Origin of the sequence: Streptococcus sp. DD04 (assembly GCF_001578725.1) — a bacterium.
Lineage (GTDB): Bacteria > Bacillota > Bacilli > Lactobacillales > Streptococcaceae > Streptococcus > Streptococcus sinensis.
Map to the genome: position 1 here is coordinate 156,793 of NZ_KQ968977.1, position 23,779 is coordinate 180,571.

The 23,779-nt window shown below is 40.6% G+C and carries 22 protein-coding genes; 3 read left to right on the top strand and 19 right to left on the bottom strand.

The window, feature by feature from the left end:
- The 7 genes from STRDD04_RS03505 to STRDD04_RS03535 form a co-directional block, all read right to left on the bottom strand.
- A partial coding sequence (locus STRDD04_RS03505; RefSeq protein WP_062199874.1) for a galactokinase occupies positions 1 to 956 on the bottom strand: 956 nt, incomplete at its 3' end.
- Positions 957 to 1,133: 177 nt separating this feature from the next.
- Positions 1,134 to 2,270 carry an ABC transporter ATP-binding protein gene (locus STRDD04_RS03510; protein WP_062199386.1) on the bottom strand — a complete coding sequence of 379 codons (1,137 nt, stop codon included), beginning with the start codon at positions 2,268 to 2,270 and terminating at the stop codon, positions 1,134 to 1,136.
- Positions 2,271 to 2,291: 21 nt separating this feature from the next.
- Positions 2,292 to 3,737, bottom strand: coding sequence for a sucrose phosphorylase (gene gtfA, locus STRDD04_RS03515; protein ID WP_061422904.1), 1,446 nt, complete (start codon positions 3,735 to 3,737; stop codon positions 2,292 to 2,294).
- 174 nt (positions 3,738 to 3,911) lie between these two features.
- Positions 3,912 to 4,745 carry a carbohydrate ABC transporter permease gene (locus tag STRDD04_RS03520; protein WP_002912289.1) on the bottom strand — a complete coding sequence of 278 codons (834 nt, stop codon included), beginning with the start codon at positions 4,743 to 4,745 and terminating at the stop codon, positions 3,912 to 3,914.
- Between the two features lie 13 nt (positions 4,746 to 4,758).
- On the bottom strand, positions 4,759 to 5,625 hold the full coding sequence (locus tag STRDD04_RS03525) for a carbohydrate ABC transporter permease (RefSeq protein WP_049552989.1): 867 nt from the start codon (positions 5,623 to 5,625) through the stop codon (positions 4,759 to 4,761).
- A gap of 13 nt (positions 5,626 to 5,638) precedes the next feature.
- Complete coding sequence (locus tag STRDD04_RS03530; protein ID WP_062199388.1) at positions 5,639 to 6,898, bottom strand: extracellular solute-binding protein; 1,260 nt, start codon at positions 6,896 to 6,898, stop codon at positions 5,639 to 5,641.
- Between the two features lie 12 nt (positions 6,899 to 6,910).
- Entirely contained in the window at positions 6,911 to 9,073 is a 2,163-nt protein-coding gene (locus STRDD04_RS03535) for an alpha-galactosidase (protein WP_062199390.1), read from the bottom strand.
- A gap of 139 nt (positions 9,074 to 9,212) precedes the next feature.
- Between STRDD04_RS03535 and STRDD04_RS03540 the strand changes: the two genes are divergently transcribed.
- The 3 genes from STRDD04_RS03540 to birA all read left to right on the top strand — a co-directional run bounded on the left by STRDD04_RS03540 (position 9,213) and on the right by birA (position 12,079).
- Positions 9,213 to 10,046, top strand: a complete 834-nt coding sequence (locus STRDD04_RS03540) for an AraC family ligand binding domain-containing protein (protein ID WP_062199392.1) — start codon at positions 9,213 to 9,215, stop codon at positions 10,044 to 10,046.
- Between the two features lie 82 nt (positions 10,047 to 10,128).
- Positions 10,129 to 11,130: a LacI family DNA-binding transcriptional regulator gene (locus STRDD04_RS03545; RefSeq protein WP_062199394.1), complete on the top strand. Its 1,002-nt coding sequence runs from the start codon at positions 10,129 to 10,131 to the stop codon at positions 11,128 to 11,130.
- Between the two features lie 13 nt (positions 11,131 to 11,143).
- Entirely contained in the window at positions 11,144 to 12,079 is a 936-nt protein-coding gene (gene birA / locus STRDD04_RS03550) for a bifunctional biotin--[acetyl-CoA-carboxylase] ligase/biotin operon repressor BirA (RefSeq protein ID WP_062199396.1), read from the top strand.
- Positions 12,080 to 12,186: 107 nt separating this feature from the next.
- Here the strand turns inward: birA and STRDD04_RS03555 are convergent, their stop codons facing one another.
- The 12 genes from STRDD04_RS03555 to STRDD04_RS03615 form a co-directional block, all read right to left on the bottom strand.
- Entirely contained in the window at positions 12,187 to 12,378 is a 192-nt protein-coding gene (locus STRDD04_RS03555) for a DUF3272 family protein (RefSeq protein ID WP_037617201.1), read from the bottom strand.
- 38 nt (positions 12,379 to 12,416) lie between these two features.
- On the bottom strand, positions 12,417 to 14,081 hold the full coding sequence (gene dnaX, locus STRDD04_RS03560) for a DNA polymerase III subunit gamma/tau (protein WP_062199398.1): 1,665 nt from the start codon (positions 14,079 to 14,081) through the stop codon (positions 12,417 to 12,419).
- Positions 14,081 to 14,578 carry a GAF domain-containing protein gene (locus STRDD04_RS03565; RefSeq protein WP_062199876.1) on the bottom strand — a complete coding sequence of 166 codons (498 nt, stop codon included), beginning with the start codon at positions 14,576 to 14,578 and terminating at the stop codon, positions 14,081 to 14,083. The genes dnaX and STRDD04_RS03565 overlap by 1 nt, the downstream gene beginning before the upstream one ends.
- A 29-nt stretch (positions 14,579 to 14,607) precedes the next feature.
- Positions 14,608 to 15,441, bottom strand: a complete 834-nt coding sequence (locus STRDD04_RS03570; RefSeq protein WP_062199400.1) for an alpha/beta fold hydrolase — start codon at positions 15,439 to 15,441, stop codon at positions 14,608 to 14,610.
- Positions 15,438 to 16,082, bottom strand: a complete 645-nt coding sequence (locus STRDD04_RS03575; RefSeq protein ID WP_062199402.1) for a Type 1 glutamine amidotransferase-like domain-containing protein — start codon at positions 16,080 to 16,082, stop codon at positions 15,438 to 15,440. The genes STRDD04_RS03570 and STRDD04_RS03575 overlap by 4 nt, the downstream gene beginning before the upstream one ends.
- 162 nt (positions 16,083 to 16,244) lie before the next feature.
- Positions 16,245 to 16,829 (bottom strand): uracil-DNA glycosylase family protein, encoded by a 585-nt coding sequence (locus STRDD04_RS03580; RefSeq protein ID WP_062199404.1) that lies wholly within the window; start codon positions 16,827 to 16,829, stop codon positions 16,245 to 16,247.
- Positions 16,830 to 16,882: 53 nt separating this feature from the next.
- A complete protein-coding gene (gene pepV / locus STRDD04_RS03585) occupies positions 16,883 to 18,289 on the bottom strand; it encodes a dipeptidase PepV (RefSeq protein WP_062199406.1) in 1,407 nt (468 codons plus the stop codon).
- A gap of 79 nt (positions 18,290 to 18,368) precedes the next feature.
- Positions 18,369 to 18,974 (bottom strand): nitroreductase family protein, encoded by a 606-nt coding sequence (locus tag STRDD04_RS03590; RefSeq protein ID WP_062199407.1) that lies wholly within the window; start codon positions 18,972 to 18,974, stop codon positions 18,369 to 18,371.
- A gap of 264 nt (positions 18,975 to 19,238) precedes the next feature.
- Complete coding sequence (locus STRDD04_RS03595; protein WP_062199409.1) at positions 19,239 to 19,784, bottom strand: hypothetical protein; 546 nt, start codon at positions 19,782 to 19,784, stop codon at positions 19,239 to 19,241.
- Positions 19,785 to 20,115: 331 nt separating this feature from the next.
- Complete coding sequence (locus STRDD04_RS03605) at positions 20,116 to 20,955, bottom strand: metallophosphoesterase family protein (RefSeq protein ID WP_062199414.1); 840 nt, start codon at positions 20,953 to 20,955, stop codon at positions 20,116 to 20,118.
- A 54-nt stretch (positions 20,956 to 21,009) separates the two neighbouring features.
- Positions 21,010 to 22,767 carry an AAA family ATPase gene (locus STRDD04_RS03610; protein ID WP_062199416.1) on the bottom strand — a complete coding sequence of 586 codons (1,758 nt, stop codon included), beginning with the start codon at positions 22,765 to 22,767 and terminating at the stop codon, positions 21,010 to 21,012.
- Complete coding sequence (locus STRDD04_RS03615) at positions 22,764 to 23,741, bottom strand: hypothetical protein (protein WP_062199418.1); 978 nt, start codon at positions 23,739 to 23,741, stop codon at positions 22,764 to 22,766. Before STRDD04_RS03615 ends, STRDD04_RS03610 begins: the two co-directional genes overlap by 4 nt.
- Positions 23,742 to 23,779: the final 38 nt, after the last annotated feature.

A 23,779-nucleotide genomic window follows, 5' to 3' on the forward strand; every position in this document is an offset into this window, starting at 1 on the left:
CCAGTCACTTCATAGTCATGCTCTAAAGAAACATGAGACGCATTCATGAGACGGCCAAACTTTTCAAGATCGCCTGCCTGCAAAGCTGCCCGCGCTTGCAAAGTGCGCTGATTTTCCAAAACAGCATGGCGAGCCCGTTTGAGGCGATTTTCGTCCTCTATCAGATAGCTATACTCGTCAAAGGACCACTCGTCCAACTCACCCAAGGTTGCGATAGATAGCTTGCGGTTAAGTTCTTCAACAGCTTTTTCGCACTCCGCCCGACGCTCATTGTACTTAGAGTCAGCCAGCTCACGTCTCTTGTTGGTATTCATAATCACTACGACATTGTCCTTGAGATCAAGCGGTACCAAATCATACTCAAGAGTATTGGTGTCAAGGTAAATAGCCCGCTGGTCAGCTCCCATTCCAATAGCGAACTGGTCCATAATGCCAGAATTAACCCCGATAAATTCATTCTCAGTTAATTTACCGATTTTCACTAGGTCCAAACGTTCCAACTGCAAATCAAAGAGTTTCTCAGCAATGACACCCGTCAAAAGCTCTAGAGATGCAGAAGAAGACAAGCCCGACCCGTTGGGAATATTTCCATAAACATAGATATCCATTCCTCGGTCAATCTTATGGCCAGCCTCCTGCAGAAAATGCAAAACTCCTTTTGGATAGTTGGTCCAGTTGTGTTCTGTTTCAAAACGAAGGTTTTCCAGCGGCACTTCAATGATGCCTTTTTCTTCAAAATTCCCTGAGAAGAATCGTAGGAGCTGATCGTCCCGCTTGCGAGCCGCTCCATAAGTTCCTAGAGAAATTGCTGCAGGAAAGACATGGCCGCCGTTATAGTCCGTATGCTCACCAATCAGATTGATCCGACCAGGTGAAAAGAATGTATAATCCGCTTCTACTCCAAAAACTTTGGCAAAATCTGCGCGGACTTGCTCCGCTGAAATTAGGTTTGACATAAGCTAAACTCCTTTAAAATGAATGATCGACATTGTAATCGTTTTCTTATATTTATTATAACTGTTTCCGAGTAAAACTTCAATAAATTTAGTAAAAATTTACTAATTTCATAGATAGATTTTTTTGTAAAAATCCAAACAGTAATCTGTCTGGATTATTTTATAAGGAGCAATAGATTAGAAAATATTGTTTTCCGTCTCAGCATCAAAGTAATGCGCCTTGTTTAGGTCGAAGCCAAGTTTAATACTGCTTCCGGTATTCATATGATCACGTGCATCAACTTTGGCAACAAACTCACTGCCACCAACCACACAGTAGAGGTGAGACTCCGCTCCAAGCAACTCAGAAACAGAAATCTTCGCAGTTAGAACCGACTCAGGGAAGGTTTCCAGAAAGGCTGGTTCCATGTTGATATCTTCCGGACGAATACCAAAAATCAACTTATTGCCTTCATAGCCCTTCTCCCGCAACCCCTTAAGATTGCCCTCTGGGACTTGGAGACTGAAGTCTCTGTTTGGTCCGACAAGACGGCCATCTTCCAGTGTCACTTCAAAGAAGTTCATAGCTGGGCTGCCAATGAAGCCGGCAACAAACTTATTTGCCGGATGTTTATAGACTTCCTGCGGTGTACCAATCTGCTCCACTCGTCCAATCGTTCCAGTTCCAGCAGGATTCTTGGTCGCTGACATGATAACGATACGATCCGCCAAGGTCATAGCTTCTGTTTGGTCGTGCGTTACGTAGATAGTTGTTGCTCCGATACGGCGGTGAATCTTGGCAATCTCCGCCCGCATAGAAACACGCAGCTTCGCATCCAAGTTTGACAAAGGCTCATCCATGAGGAAAACCTTTGCATCCCGAACGATAGCGCGTCCCATAGCTACCCGCTGACGCTGACCACCAGACAAATCAGCTGGCTTGCGCTGCAAGAATTCCTTCAAGCCTAAGATTTCTGCTGCTTCGTTCACCCGTTTGTCAATATCTTCCTTGCTGTACTTGCGCAGCTTGAGACCAAAGGCCATGTTGTCGTAGACAGTCATGTGCGGATAAAGGGCATAGTTCTGGAAGACCATAGCGATGTCACGGTCTTTTGGTGCCACATCATTGACCACTGTACCGTCAATAGAGGCAGTTCCTTCTGTGATGTCTTCAAGACCCGCAATCATACGCAGCGTAGTTGATTTTCCACAACCGGACGGACCGACAAAGACGATAAATTCCTTGTCCTTGATATCTAGATTGAAGTCTTCCACTGAATAGTGATCGCTGTTGGGATATTTTTTATAAATATTTTTCAGATTTAATTCTACCATTCTTCTTCTCTTTTCTTATCTCTATTCAAAAGTGATAGCTTGGCCATTTTCACTAGCGCTATATGTCAATTCTTTGAGGTTAATAACTACTTGAGCAGTGACTGATTTATCTGCATTGCTACGGACAATCCGGAGGCTATTTTCATCCAATAGATTCACTTCAATAGTGCCATCTAGGTCAAAGGCAGCAGACTGGTTGCGGTAACTGAAAAGCTTGAGCAAGGCTTGCACAACTGGACGCTTGACTTCTTCAGCAATCTCCTCATTACTGTAATAATGACGGTTGATATTGCGGCCTTCCTTAGTATTTTCTAGCAGTTCAAGGTCATTTTTCCCAGCTAAGAAACCAACATAATAGACCTGTGGAATCCCTGGAGCAAAAGCCTGAATCAGACGACTAATGAAGTACTTCTTGTCGTCATCGCCCAAGGCTGAGTAGTAAGTCGAGTTAATCTGGTAAATGTCTAGATTATTGTACTCAGCTGAGGAATACTTGCGCTTAACATTAGCCCCAACCTTATATAGTTCATTGGTTGCAAAGTCAATTTCTTCGTCAGTCAGAATATCCTTAACATCAACAACCCCAATACCATCGTGAGTATCCAGTGTTGTGAATTGTTTCATAGGACTCATTTCAAGCCACTTGACTAGACGCTCTGCTTTGCCACTGTATAGAGAATAAAGAGTTACCATCGGCAGCGCAAAATCATAGACAAAGTAGCCATGCTCTGCAATCTTGAACTGGATAGAATAATGCTCATGAATTTCTGGTAAAATATCCGTCCCAAACTCAGCCGCTTGCTGCTGAACTTTTTCTAATAAATCCCAGATTTCTGGCTCAACAAAGAAATCATTGGTATCTAACTTTTTGACTGCATAGGCAAATGCATCTAAACGAATCAGATCACAGCCATGCTCTGACAGTTGACGCAATGTTTTCTTGATGAAATCATTAGTTACCTGACTGCGAACATCTAAATCAATCTGCTCTTCACCAAAGGTGTTCCACAGATACTCGGTGCTTCCATCTGCAAAGACGATTTCTTGCTTAGGTGCACGATCCTTACGCTTATAAATCAAATCAACATCAGCTTGCGTCGGACGATTTTCTGGCCAAAACTTATCCCAGCTGAGAAAGAGGTCACGATACTCACTCTGATCCTTCTTTTCCTGAAAATCCTTATAATACTTGGACTGGCGTGAGATGTGGTTGATCATAAAGTCAAACATGAGATAATATTTCTCGCCCAGCTTTTCTACATCCTCCCAGTCACCAAAGGCTGGATCAACCTCTTCATAGTCTACTGGGGCAAACCCCCGGTCACCAGTTGAGGGGAAGAAAGGAAGCAAATGCACTCCTCCAACCGCATCCCCAAAATGCTTTTCTAAATTGTCATATAAATCTTTTAAATTCTCCCCCAGGCTGTCTGAGTAAGTAATCAGCATGGTCTTATTTTGAATAGCCATAGTCTTCTCCTCTAAAATCTTGTCTTCTATATCCTTTCCCGTGCGCTGAATAGAACACGCCCTAAGCCCTGTGCGAAAGATGAATCTTCCAAGAAGCTGAAGCTTCTTTTTCAGATTCCCTATTTTTCCACAGCCGTTACTAATTCAGTAGTTTACGGGCTTTGTATCTTGAGCTTACTTCACTGCTCCGTTGCTCATTCCAGCAATAATATTGCGCTGGAAGATGAGATAAACGATAGTAATGGTGATAATCCCAACAACATAAGAAGCAAAGCTCGGTCCATAATCATTAAAGTATTGACCTGTGTAGTTATATTGGAAGAGTGGCAGAGTCCACATCTTGGAGTCTTTATTGAGTACCAAGAGAGGAAGCATGAAGTCATTCCAGAACCAGAGGGCATTGATAATCATGGTTGTCGCATGCATGGGTTTCATCATAGGAAAGATAATCTTGAAATAAGTTGTAAACTTTCCAGCACCGTCAATTTCTGCTGCCTCATCCAGACTGTCTGGAATGGAAATCTTAATGTAGCCTACATAGAGAAAGAGAGTCTGTGGAACAGCGTAAGCCAGATAGAGGATAATTAATCCCCAAGTGTTGGCTAGTCCTAGCTTACTCATCATAACTGTAATAGGAATCATGATAACTTGAAAAGGAACGAAAATCCCTAAAATCAAAAGCGTATACATAATACCAAAAGCTTTTCTTTTAGACATATTACGAGCGATAGAGTAAGCAGCCATGGGAATAAAAATCATGACAACAGCCAAAGATAGAACCGTGATTACAATTGAATTCCAATAGTAGCCTCCGATACCATCAGCCAAAAGGCGTTGAAAATTTTCTAAAGTCGGTTGAGTTGGAAATCCGAAAAAATTATTAACGATGTCTTTGGTAGACTTAAAGGAACTGAATATCGTTGCTAAGAGTGGAATTAAAATGATAATAGACCCCAGTGTTAGCAAGATATATTTACTAAAATTAGCTTTTCTTTCTGCATTTTTCATCGGACTTCTCCTCTTAGATTTCAAATTTCTTAGATACTCTCAACTGGATAATAGAAATAACCGCAATCAAGAGGAACAAGATAACAGCAATGGCATTGGCATAACCAAATTGATTGCTCTTAAAAGCATAGTTGTATACCAGAAGTCCTAGAGAGGTGGTCGCATTATTCGGACCGCCTCCTGTCATGGCAAAGACCTGGTCAAACGCTGTCAAACCACCTTTTAGAGCCAAGATAAAGACCATGGAAACGCTTGGTAGGAGATAAGGAAGTTCCACCTTCCAAAAGATTTGTTTGCTGCTAGCTCCATCAATTCGAGCTGCTTCTGTAATCTCAGTCGGGATAGACTGAAGACCAGCTAGGAAGATGATAATGGGCATGGCTACCCCTTGCCAAAGCAAGACGAAGATTGCTGCAAAGATTGCACCGCCATTCGTTCCTAAAAGGCTGGTTTTAAGAAATTCAATTCCTAAGGCATTCCCTATAGCTGGCAATCCGTAGTTGAAAAGTTGCTTAAAGATAAGAGCCACAGTCAATCCAGATAGAACAGCGGGGAAGAAAAACCAAGCTCGAAAGAAAGTCTTTCCCTTTATCTTCGAGTTAAGAGCTCGAGCTATCCAGATTCCCAGCATAATCTCACCAACCACCATACAAATAGTAATGATCAATGTAAAGCCTATCGCGTTCATAAACTTAGGATCGCTCATGAGGAGCATAAAGTTATTAAGTCCGACAAACTTATAATTATAGGTCAAACCAGTCCAGTTTGTCAGGCTGTAGAAGGCACCTTGAAACATGGGCACATAGAAGAATACAGCCTGTAGTACAAGGGGAACAAGGACAAAGAGCCAGCCCCAATATTTCTCAATCAATTTTTTCATAGTAGATCTACTCCTACTCTACGTCTGCTTTCATCGGATTGAAGAAGGCATTTAGTGCTTTCGCCATATCCTCTTTGTTTCCAGTTGTAATATAGTTCCCAGTCAAGGTATAAAAATCACTTTCACTAGTCCAGTCTTGAGCTAGCCAAACGAGATGTCGGTCTGTAAATGCTAGTTCAGCAAGACCGGCTAGCGGTGCATCTGACCCAGCTTCCTTGACACCTTCAATAGCTGTTGGTGAGCCGTCCACATCATAATATTTCTGCATAACTTCTGGACGTGACATATATTCAACCAAAGCATTGGCTTCTTTCTTGTGCTTACTACTTGACGAGATAGACCAAGCTAGGTCTCCTGCTCCAATGGTCAAGCTTTGTCCTTTTTGCTTCCCAGGGAAAGGGAAAGTTCCAACATTAAACTTAGGATCTTGCGCATTGATTGCTGTGATAGCCCAAGAGCCATTTGGAGTCATCAGGGCATCGCCTCTAGCGAAGGCACCGACAACATCAGTATAGCCTGCTCCCTGCCAGTTGGTTTGCATGGCACCTTTTTTGCGGAATAAATCTAACAGCCTGAAATCATCTTTAAGCACTGAATCTGAAGACTTGATGGCATTTGGCTTGGAAAAACGTAGGTAATCATTCGCTTCCTTACCGCCACCTGTAGAAGTAGCAATAGCCAACTGATGATAACCATTCAAGGTCCAAGTATCTGCTCCTGCAATGGCAAAAGGCGTTTCCCCTTTTGCTATAATCGTATCAACCAATTCCTCAAATTCATCCCAAGTCTCTGGAACTTTCAATCCCAGTTCTTTAAATTTATCTTTGTTGTAATAGATACCATATGCATTAGCAGTATAAGGAATATTGTAAATCTTTCCATCTATCGCATATTTATCTGCGTAATGATTCTTAACTCGCTTGAGATAATCTTTGTTAGATAAATCTTCAAAGTACCCAGCTTTAGCCCATTCTTGCAATTCAATAGACTGGGGATAGATATTGACAACATCAGGAACATCTCCAGCCAGAACGCGCGTTTTGAGTACTTCCCCAGCGTTAGGGACGTTTACCACTTTCACATGCACATTCGGATTTTCTTTTTCAAAGTCTTTGGCAATCTCACGAAGTGTATCAACCATTTCACCTTTCTGATTGAAATACTCAATCGTTACCTTACCATCTGTTGACTCACCTTGGCTGCTGCAAGCTGACAGCCCCAAAAGGGACAGTCCTGTAATAGCAGCTAAGCTCATCTTTTTATACCATTTCATAGTCTAGCCTCCTTATTTTTTAATAAAATGCAACTGTCTGCTAAGATAATCTCCTTGCGGAAGATTCATAGTGATACCAGCATACATGAGTTCTGCACCTGAGTAAACTGCACCATTTCCCTGTAGCTCATAAAGCCCTTCTTCCTCTAAGTCTTTTAGTTTCAAGGTTGTTTCCATCGTTTCCACAACTGATAAGACTCGGACGTAGGTTACAATCGTTTGATTTCCATAGTTAAATTGAACTGCTGCTTCATTGGAGCCAACATCTGGATTGATTAGCCTATACTGACGTCCTAACTGGACCACTGGCCGTAATTCTTTATACAACTTCACCTGGTCTGCAATCGCCGCTTTCTCTTCATCTGATAGACTAGTCAAATCAAGCTCATACCCCAGATTTCCCATCATAGCCACATGACCACGAGTTGGCAGCGGAGTAATTCGTCCCATCTGATGATTAGGCACTGCCGACACATGGGCACCCATTGAAATAGTCGGATAAAGATAAGAAGACCCATATTGGATTGGCAAACGAGCTATGGCATCGGTGTTGTCACTAGCCCAGACTTGAGGGAAATACCGCATCATACCAAGATCATTTCGTCCACCACCACCTGAGCAGGACTCAAAGAGAATATTCTCATATTTCTCTGTCAAATATTTTACAATTTCATAAAGCCCCAAGATATACTTATGCGACTGCATTTGGGTCGCCAGATAGTCAGTGCCATTCCCAAGATTGGTAATATTACGATTCATATCCCATTTTATGTAGTCAATATCGTGCTGACTTAATAACTGATCCAGTGTTTCTTTGATATATGCTACCACATCTGGATTAGCATAATCCAATACGAGTTGATTGCGAGAGTAAGTATGATCCCGATCAGGTACTTGAATAGCCCAGTCTGGATGTGCCCGATAAAGCTGACTGTCTACGGAAATCATTTCTGGCTCAACCCATAAACCAAATTGCAATCCTCTGCTATGAACTTCTGCTATGAGCTCTGTCAAACTGCCACCTAGCTTATCTTCATTGACAAACCAGTCGCCCAGAGCTCGATTGTCATCAAAACGGTTGCCAAACCAGCCATCATCGAGAACAAAGAGCTCAATACCAACTTTCTGTGCCTCATCTGCTAACTCTAGCAACTTCTCTTTTTTGAAATCAAAGTAAGTTGCTTCCCAGTTATTGATTAAAATTGGCCGCTCTCGCTTCGCAAAAGCTTTAGGAATGATATGCTCTTGAACAAAAGCTTGGCTCTCATGACTAAGACCAGTCAAACCCTGAGCCGAATAATTCAACAGAGCAACAGGACTATAGAAAGTTTGCCCCGCTTCCAGTTTCCAAGCAAAGTTATCTTCATTGATACCGATACCTAGCCGAACTTCATTCAACTGATTTTGCTGAATCCAAGCTTCAAAGTTTCCGCTATAAAGGAGCTGAATTGCCCAAACTTGACCAGCCTCTTCCGTCGTTTCACTATCACAAAGGATAAGGCTTGGAGTCTGCGCGTGACCAGAAGCTCCTCGGTTGGAAGCTATTTTGAAAATTCCCTGTTCTAGCTTGTGACGACGAACTGTTTTTTCCCTAGCATAAGCTCCCTGTAAACTAATCACATCATAAGCACCTACCGGCAAATCTGCCATTAAGCTCAAGTTCTTATGTATGACTGCTGTCTCTCTACCGATATTTTCCAGCTTAGTAAAGGTTGCAATGGTATTGCTATCCTCAAAAGCTGTGTAATAGAGAGTGAGGCGTAAGTGAGCTACTGTATCCTCTAAAATAAAGGCCAGTGTTTCTGCATCTTCTGTACTGTGAGGGCTAGGCAATCCTGGAACTTCCAAACCTCCCTTAATCAGCTGACTCTCAACAAACCGAAAATCTGTTACTTCATTATTAGCATGTTGGACTTGCAGAGAAGGTTGCCGGAAGTCTCCTAAACCATGCTGCCCCAAAACCTGCCGCTGGGTATCTAAGCTAAAACTCCTCTCATTCGACCTCGGATTACCAGAAAATGCATGGTCTCGCTCAAATACTGTATTGGAAAAATGATAGGATTCGATTTTTCTGCCTAAGTGTTTAAGCAAAAGGTAGCCATCCCTTTCCTCGATGATAAGACTGGAATCTTTTGTATTGATGTAGAATAGATGCTTGTCTATTTTGATAGCCATTTCTGAACCTCCATATTTACTAATATTTTACCTTTTGAAATCGCTTCCTAAAATAGAATTATGTTAGGGAAATATGGTAAAATGTTAGGTAACAATAAAAAATACAATACTATTTCTAATGTACGGAGATGTAAAAAGTATGCTTATATTTTCTGAATACCAGACGGGAACAATTGATTTATTATTAGACTTTTACGGCTATGAAGATTGCCAGCCGAACTATTCTTTCGGACCTGCTATTCGTGACGGTTTCATCCTTCATTTTATTACAAAAGGCAAAGGTGTCTTTCACTATAAAGGAGAACAATTTTTCCTGAAAGCTGGTGATTTATTCCTACTAAAACCAAACGAACTAACTTACTATAAAGCAGATTTTGAAAATCCTTGGTCCTATTATTGGCTCGGAATTAGTGGAACAAAGGTTTCGGATTATTTTAACTTATCAGAAATTGGCAAAACAGGATTTCTAAGAAATTCAAGTAGTACTCCTACTGATAGTTTGGGAAAGTTTATTATAGATATTATTCAAGAAGCTGAACATTCCCAATCTACCATGTTAAGTCATTTACAACTTCTCGCCATGCTCTATGAACTACTATTTAAACTAGGGAAACTCGCACCAAACCAACAGCTCCTGAAACAACAAAATTCCACTTATCAGTTGTATATAGATACCAAACGTATTCTAGAAACTCGCTATCCGCTTGAACAACTGAGCATTCAAGGTATTGCTAATGAACTAAATGTCAATCGCAGCTATTTGACAACCATTTTTAAAGAATACAATGGACTCTCTCCCAAAGAGTATCTGCATTATATACGCATGCATCGAGCTAAACAACTCCTCGAAAGCACCCGTGAGCCTATCCAATTTATCGCCTATTCTGTCGGTTTCTCAGATCCACTTTACTTTTCAAAGGCTTTTAAAAAATATTTTGGCTTTTCACCCAGCTCATTTCGAGAACAAAGTTAAGTTTTACTAAACTTAACTTTGATATTTACTATTTTTTGAGTTATAATTTATGTAGACAGTAAATTAAAAAGGACCAAATCAAATGGCTACGATTAAGGATATTGCTCAGGCTGCTGGGGTCTCTCCCGCTACGGTCTCTCGCGTACTCAATTACGACCCTGCCATGTCGGTCAGTGATCGCACTCGAAAAAAGATTTTTGACATTGCTGAGCAGCTAAACTATAAAAAATCAAGAAAAACTAAGCCAAACAGGACTCAAGCCTACCGTATCGGGCTTATCGAATGGTACACCGAGCAGGAGGAACTCAATGACCTCTACTACTACTCTATTCGCTTGGGTATTGAAAAAAAAGCCCAGGAATTGGGCTATGAGATTCTCAGAGTGTTTCAAAACGATTCTCTTGAGCTATTGAAAGGCATTGATGGCTTGATTGCCATCGGTAAATTTAGCCCAGCTCAAATTCAACAGCTGGAGCAGTACAGCAACCACTTAGTTTTTATCGACAGTGATACGCTTAATGCAGGCCACAGCTGTGTAACGGTTGATTTTGAACATGCTGTACAGAAGGTCCTTCAGCACTTCATATCTTCTGGTTTTGAGCAGATTGGCATGATTGCCGGACAAGAAAGAACCTCTGACCAGACTAGCATCATCAGCGACCCTCGTTTAGCAAGCTTTCAGCGGTATCTATCTGAAAAAGAAATTTATCAACCTGACTTCGTTAAGGTAGGCAGCTTTTCTTCGGAATCAGGCTATCAGATGATGACTGAGCTCATTAACGAGCACAAAGGCAAGCTGCCACCCGCCTTCTTTATCTCTAGCGATGCTTTGGCTATCGGTGCCTTGCGGGCTCTGCAAGAACACGGAATCCAGGTTCCCCAAGATGTCAGCATCATTTCATTTAATGATACCTCTATTGCTAAGTACATCTATCCTAGTCTCAGTACGGTCACCGTTTTTACAGAAGAAATGGGTAAACAGGCTCTGCATATTCTGGATCAAAGTTTAGCATCCGAAGAGGATTCCATTCCCTATATGGTCAAACTTTCTACCAAGCTGACCATTCGAGAAAGCAGCATTTAATAGAAAAGAATTTATGAAAACCTACGAAAAATTGTTTACCATTCTCAGCCAAGCTGACGATTATGTTAACGGAGAAAGCCTGGCTCAGACATTAGGCATTTCCAGAACCTCCATTTGGAAGGCCATTCAGCGCTTGGAAAAAGAAGGGGTGCAAATTGATTCCATTAAAAATCGTGGCTACAAGCTTAAAACAGGAGATTTACTGATTCCAGACCTGATTGAGCAAGAGGCACCTATCAAGGTTTCCTTTAACCCAAACTGTCAATCTACTCAGATGGATGCAAAAGCAGGTATGGAAGCAGGTGGCGAGGCAAATACCCTCTATCTAGCTGCTGCTCAATCCGCCGGCCGCGGTCGCTTCGGACGGTCCTTTTTCTGCCCCAATCAAGGTGGCTTTTATATGTCCCTCCATCTCAAGCCCAACCTGCCTTTTGAGCAAATTCCTTCCTATACCATTCTGACAGCAGGGGCTATTTATAAGGCAGTCAAAAATTTGACCCTCATGGATGTGGACATCAAGTGGGTCAATGATATCTACTACAAAAACAAGAAAATTGCTGGCATTTTGACCGAAGCCACTACTTCAATCGAAACTGGCCTCGTCACAGATGTCATTATCGGAGTTGGTTTTAATTTTTGCATTAGTGAGTTTCCCAAAGAATTGCAAAATAAGGCAGGATCGCTCTTTAGCGCCCCAGCTCCCATCACCAGAAATGAATTGATTGCCGAAATTTGGACCTGCTTCTACAAAAGTGCCCCAGAGGAGCTCATTTACCTTTACAAGAAGCAATCCCTAGTCCTTGGTCGACAAGTGAGCTTCCATCAAAACAATCAAACCTATAAGGGGATCGCCCGTGACATCTCTGATAGCGGGCAACTCCTAGTCCAGTTGGAGAACAGAAAGGAAATCTGGCTCAACAGCGGGGAAGTTTCCCTCATCAGCTGGTAAAGGCAAAGTAGAAGTAACCGCTTAGCTATTACCTTTCGGAAGATAAGAAAAATGGCTCTTTGTCACCTACTATAGTGACAAGGAGCCATTTATTTCACTTTGAACATTTACTTATTCTTCAAATGTTTATCAATCTCATCCACAATCCGCCCCATGACATAGCTAATTTGCAGATTACGCCCAATCAGAAAGGCCCAGAAAATAGCCATCAGGTAATGTTCAGACATGATCGCTTCATTAAAAAAATAAGTTTCTAGGGCTGTAAAAGCCGCCATTACAATAAATTGTCGTCTATTCATTCTTCCATTATAGCATGAAAAATCATAAAAATCTAAATTCAATCATCTTGTACGGTGATTTTCTCTGCTAAGAAATCAAATCCCTCAGGAATCCAGCTTCCTTCTTGCTTTTCGGCTGCTTCTGCTTTATTGCTACGACTTCTAGCTGAAAATTCTGCTCGAATTTGAGTCCAATCCTCTAGGGAAATGGCCAGAATATCTGGTGAAAACCCAGCAGCATTGCTCAGCAGATTCCCAAACATGGTATTGAGATTTTCTCTTTTCATGGTCTGCTCAGCGTTGAAATGAGACTCAAATGCCAAAATAGCATGATTTTCATTGGCTGCGACTGGCTGAGAACCAATGAGCAAGGCTTTGTCCGCGCCCGCCAGACTTTCGATGATTTCACCCCAAGCATTTTGCAGCTTGGTCAAATTGCCACGAGCCAATTCAGGATTTTCCACCGCTTCTTCCAAGATGGCATTGACCTTATTGCGGTCCACCCGATAAGTCTTGGATTTCTGAGGTCGTACTTCTGCTCTTTTAACTGCTGGAGCTGGCTGACTGCCGACATTGGCTAATTGCTGCTTGAGCTGCTGGATTTCCTGCTTGAGATTAGTCAACTCTTCTGCCAAATTATCAGGAATCTGATCTAAGCTTGCTTTTTCCTCAGCCAGTCGAATGGTCATCATTTCTGTATAAATCTTAGGTTGCAGGCTATTCTTGATGTCTGCTAGACTCTTAGTCGCCGTCTCAATCATGGCAAAGAGAGTCTCCTGTGGTGTCTTAAGATTTTCCAGAAAGAGCTCGCTGGCATGAGTATTCTCCCCGCCAGTTTTGACAATAAGCAAATCACGCAGATATTGCAGGAGGTCCGTCACGAAGCGAGCCATATTTTTGCCACTGTCAAAAATCAGATTGAGATTATCCAAGGCTGCAACTGCATCATGAGTAATCAAGGCAGCTACATAAGCATCCAAGGCTCCCAAGCTAATAGAGCCTGTGATTTCCTCAGCAATGTCCGTAGTCAAACGATTTTCCTGAGTCAAGCTAAGAGCCTGATCGAGAATAGACAGGGCATCTCGCATCCCGCCTTCAGCTCGACGGGCAATAATCTGCACACCTTCCTTCTCAAAATCAATGCCTTCCTGCTCCAAAATCCACTCAATATGACCAATAATGTCCTGCGTCTTGATAGACTTAAACTCAAAACGCTGGACGCGAGAAAGAATGGTAGCTGGAATTTTATGCAGCTCTGTCGTCGCTAGGATAAAGACGACGTTTTCTGTCGGTTCTTCCAAGGTCTTGAGCAAGGCGTTAAAAGCCCCTGTCGAGAGCATGTGCACCTCGTCAATGATATAGACCTTGTGCTTGGCGAGACTAGGTGCATAGGTAGACTTGTCTCGAATATCACGAATCTCATCGACTCCATTATTAGAAGCCGCGTCGATTTCGATGACGTCTTCAAGGCTCCCCTCAGTGATAGCCTGACAGATATAGCAATCATTGCAGGGCTCGCCGTCCTTTTGATTAGGACAGTTCATAGCCTTGGCAAAAATCTTGGCAACACTGGTCTTCCCTGTTCCACGTGGGCCAGAAAAGAGATAGGCATGGCTGATTTTCCCTTGCTCCACAGCCTGCCGTAGAGTAGTAGCTACTACCTGCTGACCTACTAGCTGACCAAAGGTCTGACTACGGTACTTTCGATATAAAGCTTGATACATTAGGCTTTTTCTCCAAACATTTCAAAATTCCAAGTCGTTTTTTCAAGCAATATCTGGACGAACTTTTCCAGATATTCTTGATCCACGTCATTATAATCACCCATCAAAGCTGAGTCTAAATCCAGCACTCCCATGAGCCGACCATCTTTTATCATCGGCAGTACAATCTCACTCTTAGCCCTGCTATCACAGGAGATATAGTTGGCATGCTGGGTGACGTCATCCACAATGATCGTCTGCTCTTTCTCAGCTGACTCCCCACAGACACCCTTGCCTAGGGCAATATGGACACAGGAAACACCGCCCTGAAAAGGCCCCAAAATCAGCTCGCACCCATCAAAAAGATAGAAACCAGTAAAAACAGAATTAGGTAGGGCTTGATTGAGCAGGGCGCTAGCATTCGACAGATTAGCCAAAGCATTGGTCTCGCCATCCAGCAAAGCTTCCAGCTGAGCCAGTAACAGTTGATAATTTGAAATTTTATCTTTTGTATTCATAGAGTCTATTATATCAAAAAGCCGGTCTTTCAACCAAGCTTTTCTTTAATTTTGTTATTCAAAAATTCATTAATCAGTCTATTTACAATATCGGGTTGGTCGGTATTAGAATTATGTCCCGCCTCATCAATCCATTGAACAGACTTCCCAGTATTTCTTTCATAAGCCTTCAAATATCGTATGCACGACCCTGCACGATCTTCTTTTCCACATATAACCAATTGTGGGCATTTCACTTCATAAGGAAGCTTTTTCTCTACTGCTTCTGAAAAAATCTTATATCCGTATCCTGCAAGACAAGCATATCTTTCTTGATTTCCGTCATAAACCATCATCATATCATACATCAGTTTTCTTCCATAGGCTGTTGTTGATACGCTTTTAGGGCCTGATTTCAAAAGAGCTTTCCATGGATAGATTCTATAAATTGCCTCCATATTTTTTAAGAGCCACAACTCCATAGCTGTATAATAGTTCCTTTGCAGGGAAGGTGAATCAATCGTAACAAGACCTTTTAATTTCTCAGGAAAAAGTTGAGCATAAACCTGTCCTACATATCCTCCCATTGACTGACCAATTACTATTGGATTTTCTATTCTCTCTTTGACAAATATTTCATCCAGCCAAGTTGCTAAATCAAATAAAGTAAAATCGAGACAAAATGGATAAGATGACGCGTGTCCAGGTGCGTCCCAAACCAAGACTCTATATGTATCTTTAAAATATTCTATTTGTTTTTCAAATAACCTATGGTCAGCAGTTAGCCCAGGTAAAAAGATAAGAGCTCTTTGGGATGATTCATCACCATCATTTGTCCAATAGTGAATGACTCCACTTGATGTTTCGTATGTCTTTTCAATCAAAATACTACCCCAATATTCTTATTTATTTTCCACCAAACCCGCACTTCTTCACCCTCCACAAGCACCGCTTGGCGATTATTGAGGGGAAGCAGATTCAGTTGGTCGCTGTATGTATCCAGAGTGGCCTGGGAACTTTCGACAAAGGGTTCTTCGCCAGCATGAGGAAGGACATAAAAATCCACTTCGTTTAGTGCTGCTGTATCGGACAGTTCACCTGCCACTCCCTTATTATCCATGAGCTTGCTGTAGTCAATATCCTCAGCTGTGATGATAGCGCCAGCTGATTCACCCACATAGACCATACCATCTGCAATCTGCTCCCGTATCAAACTGAGCAAATGCTTCTTTTTCAATTCCTGCAAAAGATAGAAGCTATTGTCACCCGCAATATAAAGTAGCTTGGTCTGGAAAATCTTAGCTTGAGCCGTCTCTTGGTCGGTCTGATCCAGGTCTAGAACCTCTACCGCAAAACCTAAATCCTCAAAGACTACTTTTGCCTCATCAATGTAATCTCGATATTCCTCCACATTTCCGGCTGTAGGGATAAAAAGCAGATGGTCGCCCAGACCTTTGTCAGCCGCATAAGACTTAAAAAGGTTCTTGATATCAGCCAAATATGAACATAAAAATAATTGTTTCATGAGACACCTTCTTTATTATTCCTATTTTGCAAATAATCTAGCAATTTGATTTAAAGAGTCATTTCTCACAAATCTAGTCTGAAATCGCCTAACAGTGATACAAATTGTAAGTTTCTACGAAGTATGACACCCAAAAAATATCTTGTAGGAAGTCTTTTGCTCTCACTTTAATATAATTTCCTGCACACGAGACCGCAAATTTGGCACAATCTGCTCCGCAAACCAAGGATTTTTAGCCATCCATATTTGGTTGCGAGGGGAAGGGTGGACCAGAGGGAAAAAGTCGGGCAGGTAGTCTTGATAATGTTGGACAGTCTCGGTTAGCTTGACATTCCCCTTTTGTTGCAGATAGTATTTCTGCGCATACTGACCAATCAAAATTGTCAGCTCAATATCTGGTAAAAGCTCTAAAATCGGCTGATGCCACTTTTCGGCAAAGCCCTTACGAGGCGGTAAATCTCCAGACTTTCCATGTCCTGGGAAATAAAAATCCATAGGCAAGACCGCAAAGTATCCAGACTGATAAAAAGTCTCTTCATCAACACCCAGCCATTCTCTCAATCGGTCTCCACTCTTGTCCTTCCAGTAAAGCCCCGCCTGCTGGGTTTTAAGACCTGGTGCCTGACCGACAATGTTAATTCGAGCTTTCTTAGGCGCCGCAAAAAGCGGCTTGATCCCCTGCTCTGTATATTTCTGATTTTCTGGATCAGCCATGATGGCTTTGCTAATATCTTCTAGTGTCTGCATGGCAGCTCCTTGCAAAGAAACTCATCCAGCAAGGCCAAACGAGTTCTTCTTTTTTATTTGATTAGCTCGTAGATAGCCTCCGCGTAAATGGCCGCAGCACGGAAAAGGTCTTCTACATCAGTAAATTCGTTGGCTTGGTGCATGGTGTTGACATAGTCTGGGAACATAGCACCGAAAGCCACACCGCGCTTCAAAAGACGGCCAAAGGTTCCGCCACCGATGACTTGCTCATGTCCTTTGAGACCTGTTTGTTTTTCGTAAACACTCAAAAGAGTTGCTACCAATTCATCATCTGCTGGGACATAGTGCGGAGTGTGTCCATGCTCAGATAGGCTCACTGATACGACACCAGCAACTTTTTCAAGATCAGCCTGAATCGTTTTTGGATCAGTTCCTTGTGGGTAACGAATATTAAGAGCAATGGTATTGTCATCCTTAGCACTATCGAAATCGAAAACACCTGCGTTCATACTGAGAGCGCCCATTTTAGCATCTGTATAAGCAATTCCTAACTTCTCGCCAGCGAAATCGTTGTGCAGAACTTGTGCTGCCACTTCCAGATAAGCTTTGGCATCTCCTGCAAAGTCAAATTGGTTGAGGAAGAGAGCCAAGTAGGTTGCTCCGTTGATACCATCCTCTGGTGTAGAACCATGAGCCGACTTACCAATGACTGTTACTTCAACAGCGTCGCCATTTGCTTTCAGACTAGCTGAAAGCTTGTGGCCAGCCGCAAACTCTTGCAATTTCTCATCCAATTCAGCTGCATCAACTGCTGCTGTAAAAATAGCCGTAGCTGATTCAGGTACCATATTCTCGCGAAGCCCGCCAGTGAAGCTCTTGAGTTTAAAGCTGCCATCATTACTGTTACCAAAGTGGAGATATTCTGTGATATTCCCTTTTTCACCGTTAATGATTGGAAATTCTGCATCTGGTGAGAAGCCAAAGTCTGGCTCAGGCAGGCCTACATGTTTGAAATAATAGTCCATATCTTGCCAGCCGGATTCCTCATCTGTCCCCACCACAAAGCGCACGCGCTTAGATACTGGCAATCCCAAGTCTTTGATGATTTTCAAACCATAGTAACAAGCCATGGTTGGCCCTTTGTCATCAGATGAACCACGCGCATAAAGCTTGCCATCAATGATTTCAGGTTTGTAAGGATCTGTATTCCAGCCACTTCCAGCTGGCACCACATCCATGTGAGCAAAAATTCCTAATTCTTCTTCTCCCTCGCCAAAAGTAAAGTGCCCGGCATAATTGTCCACATTCTTCGTTTCATAACCATCCCGTTCAGCGATTTCTAAAAACTTATGCAAGGCTTGAACAGGACCGGGCCCAAAAGGATGTTCCTTATCTGCCTTTGAATCGTCCCGCTCTGAGTTAATTTCCAACAGACTGAACAAGTCAGCCAAGAGTGCTTCTCTGCGTTTTTCAACTTCTGCTTTAAAATCAATTGTCATTATTTCACCTCAATACATCATTCGATTTAAAACAAACTATCTATCGAATTAAATCGTAAATTCTAAAAATAGAATTTTATCAACGTTTCTCAATAATCTCATCGACTGGCAAACGATAGCTAGGCTCTAACTTATCGTCTGTATAGCCAACAGTAATCAAGAGCTCTGGACGGAAACGTTCGTCAATCTCCAAAACCTCATTGACTTTGGATTTGTCGAAACCTAAAATGATATTGGATCCGATACCTTGGTCAGTCAGAGCTAGGACAAGATTCATGGCCACCAGACCAGCATTAAGTGCTAAATAATCACTCTTTTGCTGATCATTGTAGCGAGCAAACTCAGCTGGCAAATTCTGCATGTAAAATTGGAGCTGCTCATCCGAGAAATTCCTCACTCCAGCTACGCGCGCAATCTTACGAGCCCGCTTGGTCAAATCTGTATCCGTAAAGAGGGCAATAGTCACTGGCGCTTCCTTAATCTGGGCAACATTTCCACCAAAAGCTGTCTCAGCTAAAGCTTGATTGCGTTCCCGCACAACAACGAACTTCCAAGGCTGACTATTGTGAGCACTGGGGGCCAAAGTCGCAATCTCAATCGCAGTCCGCACATCCCTTGGATCTACGGGCTTATCGTTAAAATGCTTGGTCGCATGCCGTTTTTTATTTAACTCAAGAAATTTCATAGTAACTTCCTTTTCTAAATCTACTAGCTTCATTTTATCACATTTTGTAAGAGTTTGCAGGGATTTTCCATGGAAAGGAACCTGACTAAAAAAGTGTTAGGAATGTTTTCAGTAGCTATTCTCTATTTTTACAGATTTCTCTAAATAAGAAAACACTCAGGAACTTGTATATTCAAACTTTTCTCTCAAAGTGCCCTTTCTTTGCTTCTCTTTTTAAATTTTAACACAGAAAAAGCAGGTGATAGCTCACCTACTTTGTTGATATTATTGTCCAGATGTGAGAGGAGCAAGAGCTTTATAAGCCCCTTCAATCGCTTTCTTCATGGTATCACGTCCTGTTTTCAACTGTTGAACAAATAGGGCACGACTTTGTTCTGGAAGTTCTGTATCGTCTGAGCCAACACTTGAAAGCGTGTCATTAAATGCCTTTCTAGAAGCTTCCATAGACTGAATTGCAGGTTCTACTTGTTGATTGTATGCTTCTTTCCCAGCTTCTGGAACCTTCTTCCCAATTTCAGTAATGTATTTTTGGTAATTATCAATCAACTTACCAAAGAGAGCTTTCATATCGCCAATTGTCTTTGCATTGTCGATTTCTTCGTCAGTCAAGAGAACAATTTCTGACAGTTCTGCATCTGAACTAGCCGTTTTTGATGAAGTTTCAGAGCCACTTGATTGATTCTCTGAAGTAGATTTTTTTTCTACCGAGCTTGAAGCTTTACCAGAAGGTTCTGAAGTTGTTTTTCCTGAGCATGCTGCTAAAGTGATAACTGATAAAAGCGCTACACTCGCTGTAATAATTTTTTTCATTATTGCCTCCTATAAGCAAAGAATACATATATTATAATACAAAATTATTTTATTGTCAAATCATAGCTGAAGCACGTTTGTGGTAAGCCAGCCAAATTCCCTTTTCAAGTTCTGCTGCCTCTTTTCTACAGAATAGTAATGCAGGGTCATTCCAAATGCAGATACAATACCAACGTCCGAGATAGAAGCTTGCAAAAAGGAGATGTAAACTTTGGTTTCTTATGTCTAACATGATACTTCTCCAGTCTATTATCATCCAACAACTTCATTAGTATGACTAGATGATTTAGCTACTCTAGCCTTCTTTTTCACCTTTCCTTCTTTCAGGGGATTAATCGTCATTTTCTCCAAAAAACTTTCTCACATCCTCAGTGTAACCGTACTTGTCATTCAAGTAAACCAACAATTCTCGGTTATGGCCTTGGTAGTTATCTTCACGTCGTAATTCTTCATACATTTCGATAAAAGGGAGAGCTTTTTCTTTGGCCAATTCTAACTCTGCTTCGTAGTCATAGGCGACTTTTCGGAATTGGATATTTACCAGTTCCCCGTCTTCAACTTCTAGCAAGGCATACTGGGCACGGTGATCTTTCAAGGCCGACCAATCAAAATAGGGCATTCCAATCGAACCAGGGTTGATAATTTGTTGCCCTTGGCTGCCATAGCGAAGCAACTGCTTGTGGACATGACCGTAAACTGCCACATCTGTTTCCTCATCAAGTAGCTGGTCAAATTTCTTCGTATCATTGTCAACCAGTAAGTCACTCCCATAGTTTTTGTCAGGCAAGTTATGAGAGAGCGAAAAACGCAGGCCATCAATTTCTTTCTTCGCAACCATAGGCAGACTCCGTAGCCAAGCGATCTGATCAAGATCCATTCGCTCCATCAAATACTGCGTCATGCGCAAAAGTTGGACTTCCTGTGGGTCTTCTAAGCCATATTGCCCATCTAAGGCCTCTAGGACACAATCATCCCAGTTTCCGCGAACAGTCGCTGTGATAGGCAGGTCTTTTAACAAGGCTAGCAAATCATTTTCCCCTGGACCAGGGAGAAAAATGTCCCCCAAAAGCCAGTATTCTGTCGCTTTTTGTTTTTTGGAATCTGACAGAACTGCCTTCAAGGCCGTGGTATTCCCATGTATATCAGATAGAATTGCGATTTTGTGGTTCATCTTATCACTTCCTATTCTTTGGTTTTGCTATTTAAGATAATTTATGTACAAATACTATTTATCCGCATTAGAATTTCTTTTATTTTCTTTAATCATTGCTCTAACCTGCTCACGCTGCTCCTCATTAAGATTCAACTTCTGCAGTTGTTTTTCAATACTAAATTCTGAGGTATAGTATTTCTTATCATACATCTCTAATAATTTATTACGAAGAATAGGCTCGCTGATCAAATGAATTTCTCTTAATAGTTTCTCGTCTTCGTTTCCTTCCTGTTTCTCTTCTCCGTTTAGTCTATCAATCATAGAATTAATCTTTGCTAAGGCAAAATCACCATAAATGTTATCAATCAAATTTTCCTTCATGATTTCTTGGATATTCTTAGCAAACGTATTTTGCAAAACTTTACCTTCTGAGTATCCCGTTTCTTGATTTTTTTCAATCATAATCACATTTCCTAGTTTAATATCCGAAAGCATGTAAGGAGAATGAGTTGTAAAGATGAGTTGGATCTTTCTACCCTTTCCCTCGTCTTCCAATATTTCAGAAAGATTATCAATAAGAATTTTTATTAATCTCCTAGACCACTCTAGATGCATTCCCGTTTCTAATTCATCAACTAGCAGTATAATATCCTCAACACTTTTTTCATGCTTCAATAAATACGAATAAAGTTGTGAAAATATTTCAATCAAGTTCCCTTCTCCTGTTGACATATGATAATCAGGAGTTTCTTTTAACAAAGCATAATTATTAAAGCTTTTATTTAAATCATAACATAAATCACGCATTAATCCTTTCAATTTTGTATACTGAAGTAGTCTGTCATTAAGGTCTTCAAATAATCTTCTATTATTGTTGGAGTATTTTAGCAAAATTGAAGAAGAATCATTATCAATTAAAGAACCATTTTCTCGGATTTCTTTAAAAATTTTAACTATAGCAATTATTGATTCTACATACTCTTTTCTGACTTTACCTGTTCCATCCTTTAATTTATTATCTTCCTCCTTTACTTCATTTTGGTCTAATTCTTTTACTATATCTAAAAGTAAATTAAATCCAGAGTCCTCATAATCAGAAACATCTTCCTCTAAATATTTTTCGCATTCAGCTAATAAAGATTCAGTTAATACTTTTTTGATAAATTCATTTTTTTCATAAAAAATATTATGTATAGACTTATATATTAAAAATCCTATAGCATTTATCCCTCTCGGAATTGAGTCGCTATAATCTTTTAAACCATAGGGTTCAATCTCTAATGAACAAGATAAAACTGAACTAATAATTTTACGATCGCTTAACCACAGATATGAATGTATAAACATTGCCAATCCTTCTTGATTTAACGTTGTCCGATATCCGATCGTTCCTCCTCCCTTATTTTGCAAATTAACGTATAGGATCTTTCGGGGCTCATAATAATTTTCTAGAATATAATTAAAACTCTTATTCTGATTACCATCAACATATAAATTTTTGCAAGAAACATTAAATCTTACTCGGTCTTCCTGTTTTCCAAGTTCAAAAAGGAAAAAATATTGATTATCAGGGTCTTGTTCGAATTTATCTGGTGAGTAGTCACTAATTATGTTTAAAACTGTTGTTTTCCCAGTCCCATTTATCCCAACTACCGGTGAAATATTATAAATAGACTCTCCATAAAAATTTTCGATATAATCTGGATTTTTATCAATTTTTAATTCATTCGTTTCAAAGTTAAAATCAACTTTATATTTGTCTGAAAAATTAAAAATCTGTTCTTTAAAAAGTCTATCATACTGCTTAATAACCAAAGCAATTAATTTCATTGCTCTCCTCCTATCAGTCCAATTTCTTTACTAATATCTGTAACCATTTTTGAAAGTGGTCTCTTCCCATAATTTTCATTGTCTGTGTAGTGACCTGTTATAAAGCGATTCAACTCAGCTTTGCTCAATTCAAGATTTGTTTGATTTAAGATTTTTGACAAACCATCTCTATAACTATCTGTATATACTTCTTTTTTCCAAATCAATTCATTTACTACATCAATGTGACTTTGATATAGCTCCTCTATACCCAAAATACGAATTCCATTTTTAAAGTCTGAATCATGAGAATCAATTTTGATTTCAATATCATCAACAGACTTTGGAACGTATGTAAACTTTACATCATCGAATGGAAAACTAGTGTCATAGGGGCTATATTCTAAACCCTTATTAGATTTCACATGATTACAACTATAACAACTAGGGATTAAATTATAAAATGAAACAGCGAATAGTGGATAGCTGTCTTTTGGAAAAAAGTGGTCTAGTTGAGCAGTGTTTACTGCTTTAGTCTGACCGTTAATCTCTTGTTTGCAACCTGGACATTCTTTTTCAACCTCATCAATTACTAATAATTCTTGACTACAATTATTACAATGAAGTACTTTATATGTTGAGTTTATATAATTACGATTGCAATACGGGCATACAGAAACGTTCTTTAAATCAATTATTTTCCTCCTTAATCTCGAATCTATCTTTCCATAAGATTTTTTTAGACACTCTGCTAATCTAGGTTCTTCATCTGCGAAATTATCCAACAATTCTTTAATATTTTCTAAAAATGAATACTCACCTGTCATTATCTTTAGAAAAGCATCCTTTTCACTCTCAAGTCCTGGTATATTATCTGTGACCCATTTGTTTAATTCATTTTTAAATTCAGGATAATCTTGAAAATTCATTTTTCTATATAATGCCAAGCAAATTTTTTCAACTTCAGACGGATTTGATTTTTCTATAGGTACCATAATTGACTCTCCATTCTGGTTCACTTCCTTCCAATTAT